Genomic DNA, 18,716 nt, shown 5'->3' on the forward strand with positions numbered 1-18,716 from the left:
GGTCCGCGCCCGGGGTGCTCCCATCCTGCCCCCACTCCCCCGGACCGGCAGCGCAGCCGCCCCCCGATACGGCCGTACGACGGAGCGCGGCCGGTGCGCGGGAACAATACGTGCGGTGTATTCAGGAGTCATGGACCACCGGCCGCCGCATCCGAGCCATCGCCACGTCGGCGAACCGCGCCTGCCCCTGCTGGCGGTTCCCTTCGCGCTGATCGCGGTCGTCACGGTGGTGGACGTCCTGGCTCCGCCCGATGTCCACCTGGGTCCGTTCCTGGTCGCGGCCCCGGCCGTCACCGCCTCCTTCGCCGGGCCCTGGATGACGGGGTTCGTCGGCGCGGTGGCCGTCGCCGCCCAGGTGGCGGTCGCCGTGGTGCGGACCACCGCCACCGACCTGAACCACACCTTCCAGATCATCGCGCTGGTCCTGATCTCGATCTTCGTCACCCTCTTCGCACACCTGCGCGAGGTCCACGAGAAACAGCTGACGCAGCTGCGCTCGGTCGCCGAGGCCGCCCAGGAAGTGGTCCTGCGGCCGCTCCGCGACCGGATGGGCCCGCTGCGCCTGGCCTCCGTCTACCTGGCCGCGGAGGCCGAGGCCCAGATCGGCGGGGACCTGTACGCCGCCACCCGCACCCCGCACGGCACCCGGCTGATCATCGGCGATGTCCGCGGCAAGGGCCTGGAGGCGGTGGGGGACGCCGCCCTGGTGCTCGGCGCCTTCCGGGCCGCCGCCCACCAGGAGGCGGACCTGCCGGCCCTGGTCGCCCACCTGGAGGCCGCCGTGGCCGCCGATCCGGACGGCACGGGCGAGCCGGCCGGCGAACCCGGCGAGGCGTTCACCACGGCGGCGGTACTGGACGTCCCCGATCAGGACATGACCCTGCGGCTCATCAGCTGCGGGCACCCGCCGCCCCTGCTGCTGCGAGGAGGACGTGCCATCCCCCTGGAGGTGGACCACCCGGCGCCGCCGCTGGGCCTGACGCAGTACGTGGACACCGGCTTCGCCCCGCAGTCCTTCCCCTTCGAGCCGGGCGACGTGATCCTGCTCTACACCGACGGCGTCATCGAGGCCCGGGACGCCGAAGGCACCTTCTACCCCCTGCCGGAGCGCGCCGCCGACTGGCCGGGGGACGGTCCGGACGCACTGCTGCGCCACCTGTGCGCGGACCTGCTGGCGCACTCCCCCGGCGGGCGCCTGGGCGACGACGCGGCGATGGTGGCCATCGAGCGCATCGGCGGCGGCGCCTGAACCGGCTGATCCGGTATCCGCCGTGACGTCAGTTCCTTTGGCATGTCGGCCAGTTGTCCGGATTTGAGCTCGTTCGTGAGACGCATGCACACCGGCCCTTCGGGATGATTCGCCCGGGGGTCTTCGTACAACAAGGTGGTGAGGCCATCGCATTCACGGAAGGAAACGGCTCTTCGTGAACATGAAACGCCTCGCACCCATGCTCGCCGCCGCCGGTCTCGTCACGACCGGTGTCCCGCTGCTCTCCGCGACGCAGGCCTCGGCCGCCCCGGCCGCGGAGTACACCCCGCAGAAGCCGGCGTGGCAGCGCTGCAACGCCGATCAGCCCGCCTCGTACGAGTGCGCGACGATCAAGGTCCCGCTCGACTACCGGCGCCCGCAGGGCCGCACGATCGACCTCGCGATATCGCGGATCAAGAGCGAGAACCCGGCCAAGCGGCACGGCGCCATGCTGCTCAACCCGGGCGGGCCGGGCGGCGGAGGGCTCGATCTGCCGCTGATGATGAACGAGCTGATGCCGAAGGACGTACGCGACCAGTACGACCTGATCGGCTTCGACCCGCGCGGGGTCGGCGCGTCCACGCCCATCACCTGCGGGCTGACCGACGCCGAGCAGAACATCGACCGGCCGTACAAGGAGGAGACGTTCCCGGCGGACGTGGCCTGGGCGAGTACGGTCGCGGACAAGTGCCGCGAGAAGTCCGGCTCGCTCCTGCCCTTCGTCACCACGCGGAACACCGCGCGCGACATGGACGCGATCCGCACCGCGCTGGGCGAGAAGAAGATCTCGTACGTCGGCTACTCGTACGGCACGTACCTGGGCGCGGTGTACACGCAGATGTTCCCCGACCGCAGCGACCGCTTCGTGCTGGACAGCGGCGTGGACCCGCAGCGCATCTGGCGGGGCATGATCCAGGTGTGGGCGACCGAGGCGGAGCCCGCGTTCAAGCGGTGGACTCAGTGGACGGCCGAGCGCTCGGCCGACTACGGGCTGGGCGACACCCCGGACGCGGTCTCCAAGACCTTCTGGGACCTCGTGGCCCGGGCGGACAAGGAGCCGATCGAGTTCGAGGGCACGAAGCTCACGGGCGATGACATCCGCACCGCGCGCGCCCTGTTCTTCTACCCCTCGCAGGCGGCCCCCCTGGTCAAGTCGCTGAAGGACGCGGCCGACGGCAAGCCCGTCCGGCTGACCGAGCCCCAGCGGAGGCTGCTGAAGCCGGCCGCCGAACCGGCGTCGGACAACGGCACGGCCGTGTTCTGGTCCGTGGTGTGCGGGGACACGGAATGGCCCCGCTACCCGGAGCAGTACCAGCGGGAGGCCGCGAAGGACAAGGCCAAGTACCCGCTGTACGGGGACTTCGCGTCCAACATCAAGCCGTGCGCCTACTGGCAGCGGCCCATCGAGCCGCCGACGGCCATGAAGACGAAGACCAACGTGCTGACCGTGCAGAACGAGTGGGACTCCCAGACCCCGCTGGTCAGCGGCCAGGGCCTGCACAAGGCGCTCAAGGGCTCGCGGATGGTGCTCGCGATGGGCGGTGAGGGCCACGGCGTGTACCTCGCCGACCCGAACTCCTGCGCCAACGCCACGGTCAACTCCTACCTGACGACGGGCAAGCTGCCCGCCCAGGACGTGACCTGCCGGACGGCGCCGGGCGCGCAGGAGCGCCGCTCCGAGATCGCCCCGCAGTCTCCGCAGCGCTTCCCGGTCCTCGGCGACGGGAGGTTCTGATCCCGCGGGCTTCGGCCGCCGGTCAGGCCGCCTCCGCGGCGGCCTTGATCCGGCGGCCGAAGTCGGGTGCGTCCTTGCGGGCCGCGCTCAGCGCGAGGCCCACCAGCAGCTTTCCCAGTCCGTGCCCTTCGAGGGTGTTGAAGATGCGGACCCGGGTGCGGTCGCCGGAGAGGGCTTCGAAGTCGTACCCGCCCTCGGCGGTGACCAGGTTCTTGCTCTGCTCCGTCCAGCGGATCAGCTTCTGCGGCTCGAATCCGGTGATGCGGAACTCACGGCCGGTCTTCATCCCCGCGTCCTTCACCGTGCTGCGGAAGACAGTCCCCACACCCGTCGGGCCGTCGGGCGTCCTGGTGATCTCCTGGACCCTCGGACTGAACTGCGGGTCGTTGCGGCCGTCCGCCAGATAGGCGAAGACCTCCCCGACGGGCCGGTCGATCTCGACGGTCGACTCGAACTGTCCGGACATGACTGCTCCTCCGTACGCTCCCCCCACGATCCACGATCGCAGACCCGCACTCCATGCGCGCGGCGTCCGGCACCCGGGCGCGCCCGGCGCGGCTCCCCCGCAGCGGCGTCAGCAGCCCCGCCCCGACGATGGCCAGGCAGAAGGCCCCGGCGCCCACGCTGACCGCCGGTACCCCGTGGCGGCCTGCCAGCAGGGTGAGGGCGGCCGCGCCCACCGGCCCGGAGGCCCCGTGCACCGTCCAGAAGGCGGAGGTGACCCGCCCGAGCAGCGGATCCGGGGTCACCTCCTGGCGCAGGGTCAGGGAGCAGACCGCGCCGAGGGCCAGCCCGAACATGAACACGGCGGCCGCCACGGCGATCACCGGCAGGCTGCGGCTGACGCCCGTCACCGCCATTGCCACGCCGATCAGGGCCACCGAGCCCAGCCAGCAGGCGCCGAACCCGAACGTCCGGCGCAGCGGCGCGGCGGCGAAGGCCGCGCCGACCACACCGAGCCCGCTGACGGCGATGACGTAGCCGACGGTGGCCGCGCCCAGCCCGAGGTCGTGCCGGATCCGGAAGACCAGCAGGTCGGTGGCGCCCATGGTGACGAAGGTCAGCAGCGTGAGCAGAACGGTCAGCGCCCGCAGAACGGGATGGGCCCACAGGAAGCGGAACCCCTCGAGGAACATCTCGCGCAGCTTCCCGGTCTGGGGGGCGCCCGGCTCAGCGGCCACCGGCCCGGCGGTGCCCTCCCGCCCGAAGGCCACCCACCGCAGGCTCACGGCCGAGACGAGGAAGGTCGCCCCGTCCACCCCCAGGGCCCAGTCCGCTCCGACCCCGGCGGCGATGAACCCGGCCGCGGCCGGCCCGCACAGGGTCCCGAAGGCGAAGGTCGCCGTCAGCCGCCCGTTGGCGGTGATCAGGTGCTCGGCGCGGACCAGGTTCGGCACCGCCGTCACGTACGCCACGTCGAACAGCGTCTTCAAGACGGCGACCAGCGCCGTCAGCACGTACAGCACCCAGATCCGCGGCCCGGCCAGCCAGACGAACGGCACCGCGCCCAGCAGCAGCGCCCGTACGAGATCGCAGGCGATCATCAGGCGGCGCCGGTCCGTCCGGTCCACCACGTACCCGGCGAACAGGCCGGTCGCGATGGTGCCGACCCCCGAGATGACCGTGATCAGGCCCATCTGGACCACGGACCCCGTGGCCTCGAGGACCAGCAGGGGCAGCGCGAGCAGCGAGATCGACCCGCCGAGCACGGACAGTGCCTGGCCGAGCCAGAAGACGTTGAAATCGCGGTTCCGCCAGAGCGAGGGGTGGTGGACCGGCGCCGGCACCCCGGCTCAGCCCAGCAGGGCGTAGACCGTCGACGTCGTCGCGGACGGCTCCTCGGCGCCCTCGGGGGTCATCGTGACGTCGGCGAAGGCCATGCGCTTGCCGAGCTTGGTCACCCGGACCCCGATCAGCACGTCCGCGGCGACCACCGGCCGCTGGAAGCTGGTCGACTGCTGGACCGTGGTCATCGGCCCGTACGCCCCGCGCGCCGCGGAGATGGCGATGACGGTGGCGGTGTCGGCGGCCGCCATCAGGGCCTGGCCGGACATGCCGCCGCCGTCCCGGGCCAGCTCCTCGGACCAGGGCAGCCGCAGCACGGCGTGCCGCTCGCCCGTCTCCTGGACGGTGAGCCCGAGGGCGAGCACCCAGGGGGCGAAGTTGTCGGCGAGGATCTTTTCTGCGTCTGCGGGTGTCAAGGTCACCCGCAGATTGTGGCGGCCGGGCCCGGCCGCCACAACACCTTTCAGCTCACCACACGTTCCAGCCAGCCGAGCAGGTCGGCGACGACCTGGTCCCGGTCCGTCTCGTTGAAGAGCTCGTGGCGGGCGTCCTCGTAGGTGCGGTACTCGACGTCTGGATGGCCGGCCGCGCGGTAGCGCTCGACCACCAGATCGCTCAGCTCCAGCCCGTAGTTGAGCGGATCCGCCGAGCCGACGGCCACGTACAGGGGAACGGCGGGCGGCGCGCCCGCCGGGTCGTGGAACCGGGTCGAGGCGGCCTCGTACAGCTCCCCCATCGCCCGGTCGTCGATCGCGAAGCCGCAGAGCGGATCGGCGAGGTAGGCGTCGACCTGGGCCTCGTCCCGGCTGAGCCAGTCCGCCGGTGTACGGGCGGGCTCGAACGGCGCGTTGAAGGCGACGAGCGGATCCGCGCCGGCCTCCGCGACCCGCAGGAACATCCGGTCCACGGCGGTCGTGCCGTACAGCGCGACGGCGTCGGCGTGCTCCGGCCAGTCGAGCAGGTAGTGCTGGGCGGCGAAGGAGCCGAGACTGTGGCCGAGCAGCACCAGCGGTGTGCCGGGGTGCAGTCCGCGGACCGTCTCGGAGAGCGCGGCGAGGTCGTCGACCAGCAGCTGCCAGCCGTTCTCGCCGAGCACGCCGGGCCCGGCGTTCATCGTCAGGCCGTGACCCCGGTGGTCGGGTGCGTAGACGGCGTAGCCGCGCGCGGCCAGTTCGCCGGCCAGCGGGGCGTAGCGCAGGGCGTGTTCCCCCATCCCGTGGGCGATCAGGACGACCGCCCGCGGCGGGGGCCCGGCCGGCCCGCCGCCGGGGCGGGGACCGGGGAGCCACGTGTGCACGGTCACGGTGGTGCCGTCGCTGCTGTCGAACGTGAACATCGTGACTCCCGGACCGGTCAGAGGGTGGCTGCCAGTTCCGTACCCTGGCGGATCGCGCGCTTGGCGTCCAGTTCGGCGGCCACGTCCGCGCCACCGATCAGGTGCGGCCGGCCGCCGGCCGCGAGCAGGGCCTCGTACAGATCGCGGCGCGGCTCCTGGCCGGTGCAGAGCACCACCGTGTCGGCGGGGACGAGCCGCTGTTCGCCGCCGACGGTGATGTGCAGGCCCTCGTCGTCGATGCGGTCGTACGTGGCACCCGCGACCGAGACGACACCGCGGTGCTTGAGCTCCGCGCGGTGGATCCAGCCGGTGGTGGTGCCGAGGCCCGCGCCGACCTTGGTGGTCTTGCGCTGGAGGAGGTGGACCTGGCGCGGGGGCGCGGGCCGCTCGGGGGCGGTGAGCCCGCCGGGGCCGGCGTAGGCGGTGTCGACGCCCCAGTGGCGGAAGTACGTCTCGGGGTCCTGGGAGGCGCCCTCGCCGCCGTCGGTGAGGAACTCGGCGACGTCGAAGCCGATGCCGCCGGCGCCGACGACGGCCACGCGCTCGCCGACGGGGGCGCCGTCGCGCAGCACGTCGAGGTAGTTGACGACGTTGGCGCGCTCCACGCCTTCGATGTCGGGGGTGCGGGGGGTGACGCCGGTGGCGACGACGACCTCGTCGTAGCCCTGGAGGGTCTCGACGTCGGCGCGGGTGTTCAGCCGGACGTTGATCGCGCGGGCGGCGAGCTGGGTGCCGAAGTAGCGGATGGTCTCCTCGAACTCCTCCTTGCCCGGGATGCGGCGGGCGATGTCGAGCTGTCCGCCGATGTGGCCGGAGGCCTCGAAGAGGGTGACGGAGTGGCCGCGTTCGGCGGCGGAGACGGCGCAGGCGAGTCCGGCCGGACCGGCGCCGACGACGGCGACGCGCTTCTTCGACCGCGTGGGCGAGAGCACGAGTTCGGTCTCGTGGCAGGCGCGCGGGTTGACCAGGCAGCTGGTGATCTTGCCGCTGAAGGTGTGGTCGAGGCAGGCCTGGTTGCAGCCGATGCAGGTGTTGATGGTCTCGGAGCGGCCGGCCGCGGCCTTGGCCACGAAGTCGGCGTCGGCGAGGAAGGGGCGGGCCAGCGAGACCAGGTCGGCGCGGCCGTCGGCGAGCAGTTCCTCGGCGATCTCGGGGGTGTTGATGCGGTTGCTGGTGACGAGGGGGACGGAGACCGCGCCCATCAGCCGCTTGGTGACCCAGGTGTAGGCGCCGCGCGGGACGGAGGTGGCGATGGTGGGGATGCGGGCCTCGTGCCAGCCGATGCCGGTGTTGATGATGGTGGCGCCGGCCGTCTCGATCTCCTTGGCGAGGCGGACGACCTCGTCGAGGGTGGAGCCGCCGGGGATCAGGTCGAGCATGGAGAGGCGGTAGATGAGGATGAAGTCCTCGCCCACGGCCGCGCGGGTGCGCCGGACGATCTCCAGCGGGAAGCGCATGCGGTTCTCGTACGCGCCGCCCCAGCGGTCGGTGCGCTTGTTGGTCGCGGCGGCGATGAACTCGTTGATCAGGTAGCCCTCGGAGCCCATGATCTCGACGCCGTCGTAGCCGGCGAGCTTGGCCAGGCGGGCGGCGCGGACGAAGTCCTCGACGGTGCGCTCGACCTCGATGTCGCTGAGCTCGTTGGGAACGAAGGGGCTGATGGGGGCCTGGAGGGCAGTGGGGGCGACCAGGTCCTTGTGGTAGGCGTAGCGGCCGAAGTGGAGGATCTGCATCGCGATCTTCCCGCCCTCGGCGTGCACGGCCTCGGTGATCACCCGGTGCTCGGCGGCCTCGTCCTCGGTGGTGAGGCGCGATCCCCCCTCGAAGGGGCGGCCGGCGTCGTTCGGGGCGATGCCGCCGGTGACGATCAGGCCGGCGCCACCGCGGGCGCGCTCGGCGTAGAAGGCGGCGAGCCGCTCGAAGCCGCCCTGGTGCTCTTCGAGGCCGGTGTGCATCGACCCCATGATCACGCGGTTCGGCAACGTGGTGAAGCCGAGGTCCAAGGGGCTCAGCAGGTGCGGGTACCGGCTCTGGGAACTCTGCGTGCTCATTGGGGTGTGCCTCCTCGCACGGGGGTGATGCACCTGTTCTAGGCGAGGAGGGCCCGATTGTGCAACTAGGTGCATAACCAAGTGGCGGAGTTCACGCCCGCGCCTGCATGGCCGAGACCTTCCGTACGAAGACGACGGCGAAGCCGGCCGCCACGACGAAGAGCAGGTCGGAGGCCATGGCGACCAGCGCGGCGGCGCGCAGCCCGGCCTGCGCCTCGGCGGCGGCGCCCATCCGGCCGGAGACCAGCGAGGCGAGCATCGCCGCGCCGAAGGAGACGGACCAGGCGGTGACGGGGGCCGCGGAAACGGGCGCGGCGGCGCGGGAGGACTTCGGCGCGCCGGCCGCCCACACGCCGGTGGCGATCCCGTACGCGAGGAAGGTGCAGCCCACGAAGGGGATGAACCAGATCCCGATCGCCCAGCCCGGGCCCCGGCGGAACAGCTCGGGGGCGAACACTCCCCCGCGTTCACCCGGACCCGGTGGAACCAGACGGCGAAGACCACGGCCGTGGGGAGCATCGCCAGCAGCGACAGGCTGGTGGCCACCGCGAACAGCCACCCGGGCGCCGTCGAGGGCCAGGTACCAGCCTGCGTCGGCGGCGAACAGGAGCAGCCGGGTCGCCGCGCACACCCCCAGCAGCACGGTCAGCGCGGTGGCCGGCCCCCGGGGCGAGCGGAGCAGCGAGCGCGCCGGGGGCGCGCCGAGCGGAGGCAGCGATCTGGTGCCGAAGGACATGACGAGGGACCCCCCACGGGTGCACGGTGGCATGAAAAGGCCCGCCGACGCGGGCGGGCAGCGAGGCACATACGCCACCGGCGCAACCCCGTCCACGTCGCCCCGCGCGCCGGCACGTACGCTCGTCCGGGTGGCAGAACACCTCACCCTGACCGTGGACGGAATCCGGCTGGCGTACCAGGCGGCGGGCACATCGGGCGACGCCCCGCCGGTGGTGCTGCTGCACGCACTGGGCGAGCGCGCCGAGGACTGGGCCCTCGTACGGGACGCACTCGCGCGCGATCGGCGGGTGTACGCCCTCGACCTGCGCGGGCACGGTCTGAGCGAGCGGCCGGCGCGGTACTCGGTGGAGCTGATGCGGGACGACGTCCTCGGCTTCCTCGACGCCCTGGGGCTGCACCGCACCGACCTGGTCGGGCATTCGCTGGGCGGCGTGGTCGCGTACCTGGTCGCGGCGGAGCAGCCGCACCGGATCGGGCGGCTCGTCCTGGAGGACGCCCCCGCGCCGCTTCCCCGCGCGTCCGCCGCCCCCGTACGACCCGAGGGGGAGACGGACTTCGACTGGGCGATGGTGCTCGCCGTCAGGCCGGAGCTGGACCGCCCGGATCCGGCATGGCTGAGCTCCCTGGGACGGATCACCGCCCGCACCCTCATCATCCACGGCGGCCCCGCGAGCCACCTCGCGGCGGCCTCCTTCGACGAGATCGCCGCCCGCATCCCGGACGCCCGCCTGATCACCCTCCCGTACGGCCACCTGATCCACGCCGCGGCGCCCGAGGAGTTCACGCGGACGGTGACGGACTTCCTCGCGGAGGACCGGACGGCGGAACCCGGGCCCGCGTAGGCCGGATTCCGCCGCCGCGATCCGTCAGGCCCGGCGCAGCCGGACCGTGACGATCTGGAAGGGGCGCAGGGTGAGGGCGACCGCGCCGTCCGCCGCGGGAGCAGCGACCGCAGGTCCCGGCAGAGGCCGTTCCAGGAGGTCGGTTTCGTATGCCTCCGCGATGCGGAAATCCGCTGTCAGGGAGGCCGTCGCGCGGCCGCCGCGGGATTCGTAGAGGCGGACGATCACGTCGCCGCCGCGGTCCTCGGCCAGTTTGACCGCCTCGACCACGACCGCGTCGTTGTCCACGGCCAGCAGCGGGGCCACCGGTGCCGCCCCCCGGACCACCCGCTCCGGAAGGTTCAGCGCGTGGCCCTCGCGTACCGCGTCCGCGATCTCCGCCCCCGGCGCGAGGGAGAACCGCAGGGTGTGGCCGCCCTGGTCGGTCTCCGGGTCCGGATAGCGCGGGGCCCGCAGGAGGGAGAGGCGGACCGTGGTGGTCTGGCCCCCGTCCGGCCGCACGTCGCGGGTCACGTCGTGGCCGTACGTGGAATCGTTGAGGATCGCCGTCCCCCACCCCGGCTCCTCCACGTGGATCCAGCGGTGCGCGCAGATCTCGAACTTGGCGGCCTCCCACGAGGTGTTCGTGTGGGTCGCCCGGTACACGTGCCCGAACTGGGTCTCGGAGGCGGACCGTTCGGCCTTCACGTCCAGCGGGAAGGCGGCCTTCAGGAATTTCTCCGTCTCGTGCCAGTCCACCTCCGTGACCATGTCCACCGTCTTGGCACCCGCCCGCAGCGTGATCGACTGGACTGCCGCCGAGCGGCCGAAGGAGCGGGAGACCCGGACCGTCACCGCGTCCGGGCCGGCCTGCGCCACCTCCAGCGCGTCCAGATCGACCAGGTCGGTCACGCTGTTGCGGTAGAACGCGTCGATGTCCCACGCGTCCCACATGTTGGGGAAGTCGGGGTGGATCTGGAGCAGGTTCGCGGCCCGCCCGGGGGCCAGCGCCTCCCGGCGCGCCTCCAGGTCGTACGCCGACACGAGCAGCCCGCGGCCGTCGATCTCCACCAGCAGCCGCCCGTTGGCGATGACGTGCCCGCCGCCGTGCCGCTCCTCCACGGTGACCGGCTGCTGCCCGGCAGCCGCCTGAGGCACTCCCGCGCCGCCCGCCGGGATGCCTCGCCGGGCGTGCGGGGCGCAGTTGAAGACCAGCTCCTCGGCGCCCTCCCCCGCCAGCGCCGACTGCGCGGCCGACGTGATGCCGCGCAGCTCTTCCCGTACCCGCGCGTAGGTCGCGCGCGCCTCGCGGTGCACCCAGGCGATGGACGATCCGGGGAGGATGTCGTGGAACTGGTGGAGCAGCACGGTCTTCCAGATCCGCTCCAGGTCCTCGTACGGATACCCGTACCCCGGCACCCGGACCGCGGCGCTCGCCGCCCACGACTCGGCCTCGCGCAGCAGCGATTCGCTGTGCCGGTTGCCCTGCTTGGTCTTGGCCTGCGAGGTGTACGTGCCGCGGTGCAGCTCCAGGTACAGCTCGCCGGCCCAGACGGGCGCGTCCGCGTACTCGGCGTGCGCCTTCTCGAAGAACGCGTCGGGCCGCTCGATCTCCACGCGCGGGGAGCCTTCGAGGTCCCGCTGGCGCCGGGCCCGGGCCAGGTGCTCGCGGGTGGGGCCGCCACCGCCGTCGCCCCAGCCGAAGGGCACGAGGGAGCGCGAACCCCGGCCCTTCTCACGGTAGTTGGCTGCCGCGTGCGCCAACTGCGCACCGCCGAGATTGCTGTTGTAGGTGTCGACGGGCGGGAAGTGGGTGAAGACACGGGTGCCGTCGATGCCCTCCCACCAGAAGGTGTGGTGCGGGAACGCGTTCACCTGCGACCAGCAGATCTTCTGCGTCAGGAACCACTTCGAGCCGGACAGCTTCACGATCTGCGGCATCGCGGCGGTGTAGCCGAAGGAGTCGGGAAGCCAGACGTTGTGGGTCTCGATGCCGAACTCGTCCAGGAAGAACTTCTTCCCGTACAGGAACTGGCGGGCCATGGCCTCGCCGCCCACCATGTTGGTGTCGGACTCCACCCACATGCCGCCGACCGGCACGAACTGCCCGTCCGCGATCTTCTTCTTGATCCGCTCGAAGAGCTCGGGCCGGTGGGTCTTGATCCAGTCCAGCTGCTGCGCCTGCGACATGGCGAAGACGAACTCGGGGTGCGCGTCCATCAGGTTGACCATGTTGGACGTGGTCCGGGAGACCTTGCGGACCGTCTCGCGCAGCGGCCACAGCCAGGCGGAGTCGATGTGGGCGTGGCCTACCGCGCTGATCCGGTGGGCGGAGGCGCGGGCGGGCGCGGCGAGCACGCCGGTCAGGCGCGCGCGGGCGGCGGCCGCCGTCCCGGGGACGTCGCCGAGGTCCACCGCGTCGAGGGCCGCGTCGACCGCGCGCAGGATCTCGTACCGCCGCGCATCGGCCTCGCCGAGCTGCGTCATCAGGTCGTAGAGGACCTCCAGGTCCTGTACGAGTTCCCAGACCTCGGTCTCGAAGACGGCCAGGTCCATCCGGGCGAGCCGGTAGAGGGGCTGGTCGCCGCTGGTCTGCCGGTCCCCCTCGTACGTCGCCGAGTGGTCGACCAGGACCGGGTTCGAGGCGGCCTCCACGTACCACTCGACCTGTTCGCCGCCGGCTGCCGAGTCGGCCACGCGCACCCAGTCGTTGTACGGGTTCAGCGCCTTGACCTCGCCGCCGTCGGCCCGGTGGACCAGTCCCTCGCACTGGAAGCCGGGCATCATGCGGTCGAAGCCGAGGTCGAGGACGGCCTCGACCGTACGGCCTGCCCAGTCGGCCGGGACGGTGCCCGTGACCTTGAACCAGGTGGTGCCCCAGGCCGGGCCCCACGTCTCGCCGATCGCGCAGGGTCCGTACGGGGCCGCCAGCCCGTCGGCGACCGGCACGGGCTCGCCCGGTGCCTCCCAGCGGCCGATCTCCAGCGGGACCGCACGGGAGTGGACGGCGGGCTTGATGCGCTCCTTGAGGACCCTGCGCAGGCGGTGTTCGGTGATGCTGCGGTCGTCGTGCATGACGGCTGCTCCAAGGGAGGGAGGGTTCGTATGACGGCAGGAGAGGGAGGCGGGGCTCAGATCTTGACGGCTCCCTCGCCCACTCCCTTGAAGAAGAAACGCTGGAGGGCGAAGAAGAGCAGCATGATCGGCAGGAGCGCCGCCATCGCGCCGGCGGCGATGATCCGCTGGTCGTTCGTGGTGGTGGCGCCGGCCAGGGACTTCAGGCCGAGCTGGAGGGTGTAGTGGTCGCTGTCGGTGAGGACCAGGAGCGGCCAGAGGAAATCGTCCCAGGCGCCCATGAAGCTGGTGATGCAGACGACGGCCAGGGCCCCCTTGGCGGCGGGGAGGAAGAGCCGGGTGAACCGGGTCCATTCACCGGCACCGTCCAGGACCGCCGACTCCTCCACCTCCTTGGGCACGGCGAGGAAGGCCGAGCGCATGATCATGATGTTGAGGACGGAGACCGCGCCGGGCAGCCAGACCCCGATGAGGGTGTCGACCAGGCCCATCTCGCGGACGGTCAGGAACATCGAGATCATCACGGACTCGAAGGGGAACATGAGGGTGGCCACCAGCACCGTGAAGACGGACTTGCGGCCCTTCCACCCGGCCCGGGAGAGGGCGTACCCGCCCATCGCCGCGAACAGCATGTTCGAGGTGATCGCGAGGGCGGCCACGATCAGCGTGTTGCCGACGTACTGGAGCAGCGGGAACGAGTCGGCGACGAGCACGTAGTTGTCGAGCGTGGGGCGCGCGGGCAGCACGCCGTCGTACACGTTCTCGGTGCGGCCGCGGATCGAGGTCAGGAACTGCCAGACGATCGGCCCGAGCATCACGACGAGCATCAGGACCAGCGTGGCGTACCGGACGACGAGCCCGAGCCTCCCGCGGGGCGTGGCGGTCACCTCTCGTCCCCCTTCGACAGCCGGCGGCCCAGCAGGCTGAAGACCAGGGTCAGCAGGAACAGCAGGATGGAGATGGCGGAGGCGTAGCCGGTCTCGCCGGAGAAGCCGAGGCCGACCTGCCGGATGAGGAAGGGCAGGGTGCGGGCGCCGCCGCCGGGGCCGCCGCTCTCGCCGCCCAGGATGTAGATCTCGGTGAAGACGCGCAGCGCGGAGATGGCCGACAGGGTGCCCACCAGCAGCATCATCGGCTTCACCTGGGGGACGGTGATGCTGAAGAAGCGGCGTACGGGGCCGGCGCCGTCGAGCGCGGCGGCTTCGTGGAGCGACGGGGACACGTTCCCGAGCGCGGCGAGGTAGAACACCATGTAGTAGCCGAGACCCTTCCACACGGTCACGATCATGGCGGAGACCAGCAGCATGGTGCTGTCGGTCAGGAACGGGACCGGCTCCGAGACGATGCTCAGCTTCCGGAACACGGTGTTGACGAGCCCGTCGCTGCGCAGCACCCACTGCCAGATCAGGCCGACGACCACGGCGGAGGCGATCACCGGGGTGTAGAAGGCCGAGCGGAAGAACCCGATGCCGGGGACCTTGGCCTGGACGAGCACGGCGAGCGCGAGCGGCAGCAGGACCAGGCAGGGCACGACGACGACGAGGTACAGCACGCTGTTGCCGGTGGCGGTCCAGAAGTCGGGGTCGGCGAAGGCCCGGGTGTAGTTGTCGAAGCCCACGAAGGTGCCGCCGCGCAGGATCTGGGCGTCGGTGAGGGACAGGATGACGGTGTTGACGAACGGCCAGAGGCTGAAGAGGGCCACCATCACCAGGCCGGGGGCGAGGAAGAGGTAGGGGGTCCACCACCGGCGGTGGACCAGCCCGGTCTCGGCTTCCATGGCCGCGAGGGCCTTGCGGCGGCGTCTGGCGTCGGCGGTCATTGCCGTGCCGACTTGGCGAGCAGCTGGTTCGCCTCCTCCTGGGCCTTGCGTACGGCCGTCTGCGGGTCCTGCTCGCCCTGGATCGCCTTCTGCATCTCGCGGACGACCGCGTCGCCGACCTGGTTGGTCCACTGGACCGGGGTGTTGGCGTCGAGCGCCGCGCTCCTCAGCTGCTCGGCGCCGACCGCTCGGGCGACCGTCTCGGCGTCCTTGCCGTCGCCCCGATCCGCGAAGCGCGGATCGGCCAGGCCCTGGGCGTTGGACGGGTAGATGGTCGCGTTCTTCGAGAACTCCACCTGGTTGGGGCCGTTGGTGACCCACTTGGCGAACTCGGTGGCCGCGTCGAGGTGCTTGGTGTCCTTCTTGATGCCGAGCGACTGGGCGTAGATGCCGATGTGGCCGAGTTTTCCGGTGACGGCGCCGGCGACCTGGGTGCCGGCGTAGATCTGCGGGGCGTTCTGCTTGATGTCCTTGACGAAGCCCGGGGAGCCGGGACCGAAGACGAGCTTGCCGCCGCCGTACAGCTGGTTGATGTCGTCGGACTTGAGGAGGGATTCCTTGGGCATGGCGCCCTTGGCGTACAGGTCCTTCATCCGCCGGACCCACTCGACGGCCTTGGGGGTGTCGAAGACGAAACGATCCTGCGCGTCATTCAGGATCGGTACGCCCATCTTCTGCCAGTCCCCGGGCAGGCGGCCCTTGGGGTCGGCCATGAAGGCGGAGTACCGGCCGCCGGCCGAGGTGGCGATCTTGTCGGCGTAGTCGAAGAACTGCTCGACGCTGGTCGGCGGCTGCGCCGGGTCGAGGCCGGACTTCTCGAAGAGCTCCTTGTTGTACGTGAGGATCTCCGGGGTCACGTACCAGGGATACGCGTACACGCCGTCGCCCATACCGGGGAGCTTGAACTGCTCCCAGGCCCCGGGGACATACTCCTTGGCGACCTCGGGGTCGAGCCCCGCGACGTCGGCCAGCAGGCCGCGGTCGCCGAGGAGCTGGAAGGAGTCGGTGGAGAGGTTGACCACGTCGGGGAGGGCGCCGGCCTGGGCGTCTGCGACGAGCTTCTCGTTGTAGCCGTCGCCCGGGACGTCCTCCCATCTGACCTTCGCCCCGGGGTACTTCTTCTCGAAGGCGTCGATGACGCCCTGCACGTACGCCGTGAACTTGGGCTTGAGCTGGAGGGTGCGGAAGGTGATCTCGCCGGCGACTTCGCCGGTCTTCTCACGCTGCCGCACATCCGCGGCGCCACCGCTCACACCGCAGGCGGAGACCGAGAGGAACGTGCCGGCCACGAGCGTGGCGACGGCTCTACGGGTCGCGTTCGAACGGGTCATCGTCGCCACCTTCGGGGGGAGTTCCGGCCTCACTGCCGGAGCGCGCAGCCCACGCTGACCCCAAATCCAGATCGCGTCAATGCGGCCGAAGTCCGGATGGGCGGGTACCGGTGGGTCCCGAATGGCGGCGGCGGCCGTACAGGCAGAGGAAACGGCCTGAGTCAACACCGCGACAACCTGCACTAATGCGCTTTAGTTCCGGCCCGCCCCGACGCGATATCGATTCCATAACAAAGCCCGCCCGGCACCGGATGTTGACTGTTTACCGGCGCTGCAACAGCCCCCGCACTAATGCGCTTTACCTGACACCCGCCCAAAAGCCTGTTGCGCATGCGGCCTCGGGATGGTTGGGTGCGTCCCACACGGCGTGTAGCTCAGCAGCCAGAGCACCGACTTGCACAGTCGGAGGGCGCAGGGGCAGAACCTGCCACGCCGGCCATGGAACCCGACGCTGACCAGCAGCCCCCGAAGCCGAAACCCGCGGTCGAGGCGCAGCGCGAAGCGCTCGCCGTCTGGCGGCCGTTCGAGGACGATCTGCTCGCCCACCGGCTGCGCGCCGACGCCGAGGCCCACGGCGCGCGGTGGCGTGCCGAGGGCGCCGCCCTCCTGGAGCGCTACCGCGCGCTGGCCGCCGTGCACACCCGGTGCACCCGGCACCACGACCCCAAGTCCAACGCCGCCATCCTGCGGCGCGCGCTGGAGGATGCCGTCGCGGGGCGCGCCCCGGACCCCCGGTCGGCCGGTCTGCTGCGGCACGCCGTCGCGTCGATGGCCGCCAAGCGCGGCCTGCCCGGTTCCGCCGAGCACACGCGGCTGCGCGCGGTCCAGGCAGCGCAGGCCGCCCGGCCGCGGCTCCACGAGCACCGCGCGCCGCGCCCCGGCGCCCTCCAGGCTTCCGTGTCCGACCTGTTGGCGCAGGGGGCGATCCCCTCCGCGGAGGTGCTGGCCGAGCTGATCCCGCGACCGTCCACCGCCCGCACCGCGGCGCAGGCGCGGGCGGAACTGCGGGCCATCGGCGAACTCGCCGTGGAGGCCTTCCCCGGCGCCGGGATCCCGAACCGGCTGGCGGGGAAGCTGTCCCGGCTCGCCGAGGCGGCCGAACTGCCGGTGCCGATCCTCACGGAGCCGTTCGCCTCGGGCAGGACGTACGCGGTGAACGCCGACCTGTTCCCCGCCGCGTGGACGGCCGCCGATCTGCTCAAGGGCACGCCGTACGAGCGCTACCACGGGATCGACTTCGCCGCGGTGCGGGACCTGGCCGAGTCGCGCGACCCGGCCGAGTTCGCCGGGCTGTGCGCCCGGCGGGCCGGCTTGGCGCCGCAGCGGTGCACCGGGCCGGACGGCCCTCAGGCCGTCGCTCTCGCCCGCGAGGCCACCGTCGACGAACAGGCCCGCGTCCTCACCACGTTCAACATGGCCACCCTGGTCCGCGTGGTCGGCATGGACCCGCCCTCCGGGTGGGACGGCCTGGCGCGCGGGGCGTTCACCGCCGCTCGGCGGCGTTCGGCCACGCCCGGGAGCGGCGCCCGCGCCTGGCGGCAGTTGGTGTTCCACCTGTCGCTGTGCGACCCGGGCCGGCAGGCGGCCGTACTCGCTTGGATCGAAGCGGAGTTCACCCGCCTCCCCCGGCCCGTCGCGGCCCGGCTCTCCCCCGCCTTCGCGCGGCTCCGGTCGGCCGTCGATCCCCCTACTTCATCCGGTACTCGACCTTTTCGGCGAGCTTTCCGTCCTTGAAGCAGAAGCGGTAGACCGTCTCCCCCTCACTGTCCTCGGCGGACATGTACCAGGAGCAGACGCTGCCCTCGGGTTCGGCCGGGCCGCCCGACTTCAGGGCAGCCTTGATGAAGCTCTCCCCGGACGGCATCTTGGCGCGGACCGCGTCCTCCGGGTCGCCGACGTTCACGGACCGGTAGACACCGGGTTCGAGCATCGTCTTCCCCGCGGCGTCCACGACCTTCCCGACCCCGAAGACGAGCGCCCCGACCGCCGCGATGCCGAGCACCAACGCCACCCCGCAGCCGATGAGACAGCCCTTGCGCTGTGCCACGTCCGTTCCTCCGTACCTTGCCGATCTCACTGACACCCAGACCTTCGCAAGCCGGCGGCACCGCGCGCTGTCCTCCAAAGTCTTCGGCGCCCGCAACGATCGTCGCCGTTCGAGGTCGGCCCCCCTCATCCGTGTATACAAGAGACGAAGCAAGGACGATACGGACGAAACGAGAGGAACCCACCATGAGTGAGACCATCGAGCCTCTGATCGTCGTCGGCGTGGACGGTTCGAACCACTCGAAGGAAGCCCTGCGCTGGGCCGTCGCCCAGGCCAAGGCCATCGGCGGCCGGGTGCACGCCGTCATGAGCTGGCAGTGGAACACCAACCCGTTCGCCGTGGGCACCGGCACCCCCGACGAGCTGGTGGACGCCGAGGAGACGGCCCGCCGGCGCCTCGCGGACGCCGTGGCCTCGGCCGTCGGCACCTCACCCGGCGTGCCCGTCTTCCGCAGGGTCGAACAGGGCTCGCCGGCCCAGGTGCTCGTGGACGCCTCCAAGGAGGCGGACCTGACGGTCGTCGGCACCCGGGGCTACGGCGGCTTCAAGGCCGCCCTGCTCGGCTCGGTGAGCCAGCAGGTGGTGCAGTACGCGGCCGGCACGGTGGTCGTGGTCCGCGAGGGCGAGGACGACGACTAGTAGTGCTTTGTTAGCTGGTCTTGTCACGGTCGGTGTTCGGTAGTTCGCTGCTTGTATGAGGGCGGGTGAGCTTGCTGAGTGTCGGGCCCGG

At 71.6% G+C, this 18,716-nt stretch carries 15 protein-coding genes, 1 tRNA gene and 1 pseudogene; 6 read left to right on the plus strand and 11 right to left on the minus strand.

Annotated features, from left to right (window positions below; all coding sequences use genetic code 11):
• Window positions 1–130 precede the first annotated feature (130 nt).
• Window positions 131–1,249 (plus strand): PP2C family protein-serine/threonine phosphatase, encoded by a 1,119-nt coding sequence (locus tag ACFXGI_RS17825; protein ID WP_384707032.1) that lies wholly within the window; start codon window positions 131–133, stop codon window positions 1,247–1,249.
• 181 nt (window positions 1,250–1,430) lie between these two features.
• Entirely contained in the window at window positions 1,431–2,984 is a 1,554-nt protein-coding gene (locus tag ACFXGI_RS17830; protein ID WP_384707096.1) for an alpha/beta hydrolase, read from the plus strand.
• A gap of 22 nt (window positions 2,985–3,006) precedes the next feature.
• Here ACFXGI_RS17830 and ACFXGI_RS17835 read toward each other — a convergent pair whose 3' ends face one another.
• The 6 genes and pseudogenes from ACFXGI_RS17835 to ACFXGI_RS17860 all read right to left on the minus strand — a co-directional run bounded on the left by ACFXGI_RS17835 (window position 3,007) and on the right by ACFXGI_RS17860 (window position 8,892).
• Window positions 3,007–3,450 carry an SRPBCC family protein gene (locus ACFXGI_RS17835; RefSeq protein WP_384707035.1) on the minus strand — a complete coding sequence of 148 codons (444 nt, stop codon included), beginning with the start codon at window positions 3,448–3,450 and terminating at the stop codon, window positions 3,007–3,009.
• Window positions 3,451–3,556: 106 nt separating this feature from the next.
• Window positions 3,557–4,771: pseudogene (locus ACFXGI_RS17840) on the minus strand (MFS transporter); the annotation flags it as partial.
• A 6-nt stretch (window positions 4,772–4,777) separates the two neighbouring features.
• Window positions 4,778–5,191 carry a PaaI family thioesterase gene (locus tag ACFXGI_RS17845; protein WP_384707038.1) on the minus strand — a complete coding sequence of 138 codons (414 nt, stop codon included), beginning with the start codon at window positions 5,189–5,191 and terminating at the stop codon, window positions 4,778–4,780.
• Window positions 5,192–5,232: 41 nt separating this feature from the next.
• Window positions 5,233–6,105 carry an alpha/beta fold hydrolase gene (locus tag ACFXGI_RS17850; protein ID WP_384707041.1) on the minus strand — a complete coding sequence of 291 codons (873 nt, stop codon included), beginning with the start codon at window positions 6,103–6,105 and terminating at the stop codon, window positions 5,233–5,235.
• Window positions 6,106–6,122: 17 nt separating this feature from the next.
• A complete protein-coding gene (locus tag ACFXGI_RS17855) occupies window positions 6,123–8,156 on the minus strand; it encodes an FAD-dependent oxidoreductase (RefSeq protein ID WP_384707043.1) in 2,034 nt (677 codons plus the stop codon).
• A gap of 91 nt (window positions 8,157–8,247) precedes the next feature.
• On the minus strand, window positions 8,248–8,892 hold the full coding sequence (locus ACFXGI_RS17860; RefSeq protein ID WP_384707046.1) for a DUF4328 domain-containing protein: 645 nt from the start codon (window positions 8,890–8,892) through the stop codon (window positions 8,248–8,250).
• Between the two features lie 130 nt (window positions 8,893–9,022).
• Between ACFXGI_RS17860 and ACFXGI_RS17865 the strand changes: the two genes are divergently transcribed.
• Window positions 9,023–9,736 carry an alpha/beta fold hydrolase gene (locus tag ACFXGI_RS17865; protein WP_384707049.1) on the plus strand — a complete coding sequence of 238 codons (714 nt, stop codon included), beginning with the start codon at window positions 9,023–9,025 and terminating at the stop codon, window positions 9,734–9,736.
• A 24-nt stretch (window positions 9,737–9,760) separates the two neighbouring features.
• On the opposite strand, the gene ACFXGI_RS17870 is transcribed toward ACFXGI_RS17865, so the two are convergent.
• The 4 genes from ACFXGI_RS17870 to ACFXGI_RS17885 are packed head-to-tail and all read right to left on the minus strand — an operon-like array spanning window position 9,761 to window position 15,940.
• Complete coding sequence (locus ACFXGI_RS17870; protein ID WP_384707052.1) at window positions 9,761–12,790, minus strand: alpha-mannosidase; 3,030 nt, start codon at window positions 12,788–12,790, stop codon at window positions 9,761–9,763.
• Between the two features lie 56 nt (window positions 12,791–12,846).
• Window positions 12,847–13,677 (minus strand): carbohydrate ABC transporter permease, encoded by an 831-nt coding sequence (locus ACFXGI_RS17875; protein WP_384707055.1) that lies wholly within the window; start codon window positions 13,675–13,677, stop codon window positions 12,847–12,849.
• Complete coding sequence (locus ACFXGI_RS17880; RefSeq protein WP_384707058.1) at window positions 13,674–14,609, minus strand: carbohydrate ABC transporter permease; 936 nt, start codon at window positions 14,607–14,609, stop codon at window positions 13,674–13,676. The genes ACFXGI_RS17875 and ACFXGI_RS17880 overlap by 4 nt, the downstream gene beginning before the upstream one ends.
• Window positions 14,606–15,940, minus strand: coding sequence for an ABC transporter substrate-binding protein (locus tag ACFXGI_RS17885; protein ID WP_384707061.1), 1,335 nt, complete (start codon window positions 15,938–15,940; stop codon window positions 14,606–14,608). The genes ACFXGI_RS17880 and ACFXGI_RS17885 overlap by 4 nt, the downstream gene beginning before the upstream one ends.
• A gap of 363 nt (window positions 15,941–16,303) precedes the next feature.
• On the opposite strand from ACFXGI_RS17885, the gene ACFXGI_RS17890 reads away from it, so the two are divergent.
• Together ACFXGI_RS17890 and ACFXGI_RS17895 are read left to right on the plus strand one after the other, a co-directional pair.
• Window positions 16,304–16,379: transfer RNA gene (locus tag ACFXGI_RS17890), tRNA-Cys, on the plus strand.
• Window positions 16,379–17,674: a hypothetical protein gene (locus ACFXGI_RS17895; RefSeq protein WP_384707064.1), complete on the plus strand. Its 1,296-nt coding sequence runs from the start codon at window positions 16,379–16,381 to the stop codon at window positions 17,672–17,674. Before ACFXGI_RS17890 ends, ACFXGI_RS17895 begins: the two co-directional genes overlap by 1 nt.
• Here the strand turns inward: ACFXGI_RS17895 and ACFXGI_RS17900 are convergent.
• Window positions 17,628–17,987: a hypothetical protein gene (locus tag ACFXGI_RS17900; protein ID WP_384707067.1), complete on the minus strand. Its 360-nt coding sequence runs from the start codon at window positions 17,985–17,987 to the stop codon at window positions 17,628–17,630. The two genes, ACFXGI_RS17895 and ACFXGI_RS17900, sit on opposite strands and share 47 nt — an antisense overlap.
• A 185-nt stretch (window positions 17,988–18,172) precedes the next feature.
• Between ACFXGI_RS17900 and ACFXGI_RS17905 the strand changes: the two genes are divergently transcribed.
• A complete protein-coding gene (locus ACFXGI_RS17905) occupies window positions 18,173–18,625 on the plus strand; it encodes a universal stress protein (RefSeq protein ID WP_384707070.1) in 453 nt (150 codons plus the stop codon).
• Window positions 18,626–18,716: the final 91 nt, after the last annotated feature.

The organism is Streptomyces sp. NPDC059355 (genome assembly GCF_042752335.1).
Lineage (GTDB): Bacteria > Actinomycetota > Actinomycetes > Streptomycetales > Streptomycetaceae > Streptomyces.

What these genes read in the sequence shown, in the direction of transcription:
- ACFXGI_RS17825 (WP_384707032.1), top strand. Translation starts at nt 131, where the DNA reads ATGGACCACCGGCCGCCGCATCCGAGCCATCGCCACGTCGGCGAACCG.
- ACFXGI_RS17830 (WP_384707096.1), top strand. Translation starts at nt 1,431, where the DNA reads ATGAAACGCCTCGCACCCATGCTCGCCGCCGCCGGTCTCGTCACGACC.
- ACFXGI_RS17835 (WP_384707035.1), bottom strand. Translation starts at nt 3,450, where the DNA reads ATGTCCGGACAGTTCGAGTCGACCGTCGAGATCGACCGGCCCGTCGGG.
- ACFXGI_RS17850 (WP_384707041.1), bottom strand. Translation starts at nt 6,105, where the DNA reads ATGTTCACGTTCGACAGCAGCGACGGCACCACCGTGACCGTGCACACG.
- ACFXGI_RS17855 (WP_384707043.1), bottom strand. Translation starts at nt 8,156, where the DNA reads ATGAGCACGCAGAGTTCCCAGAGCCGGTACCCGCACCTGCTGAGCCCC.
- ACFXGI_RS17860 (WP_384707046.1), bottom strand. Translation starts at nt 8,892, where the DNA reads ATGTCCTTCGGCACCAGATCGCTGCCTCCGCTCGGCGCGCCCCCGGCG.
- ACFXGI_RS17870 (WP_384707052.1), bottom strand. Translation starts at nt 12,790, where the DNA reads ATGCACGACGACCGCAGCATCACCGAACACCGCCTGCGCAGGGTCCTC.
- ACFXGI_RS17880 (WP_384707058.1), bottom strand. Translation starts at nt 14,609, where the DNA reads ATGACCGCCGACGCCAGACGCCGCCGCAAGGCCCTCGCGGCCATGGAA.
- ACFXGI_RS17885 (WP_384707061.1), bottom strand. Translation starts at nt 15,940, where the DNA reads ATGACCCGTTCGAACGCGACCCGTAGAGCCGTCGCCACGCTCGTGGCC.
- ACFXGI_RS17895 (WP_384707064.1), top strand. Translation starts at nt 16,379, where the DNA reads ATGGAACCCGACGCTGACCAGCAGCCCCCGAAGCCGAAACCCGCGGTC.
- ACFXGI_RS17905 (WP_384707070.1), top strand. Translation starts at nt 18,173, where the DNA reads ATGAGTGAGACCATCGAGCCTCTGATCGTCGTCGGCGTGGACGGTTCG.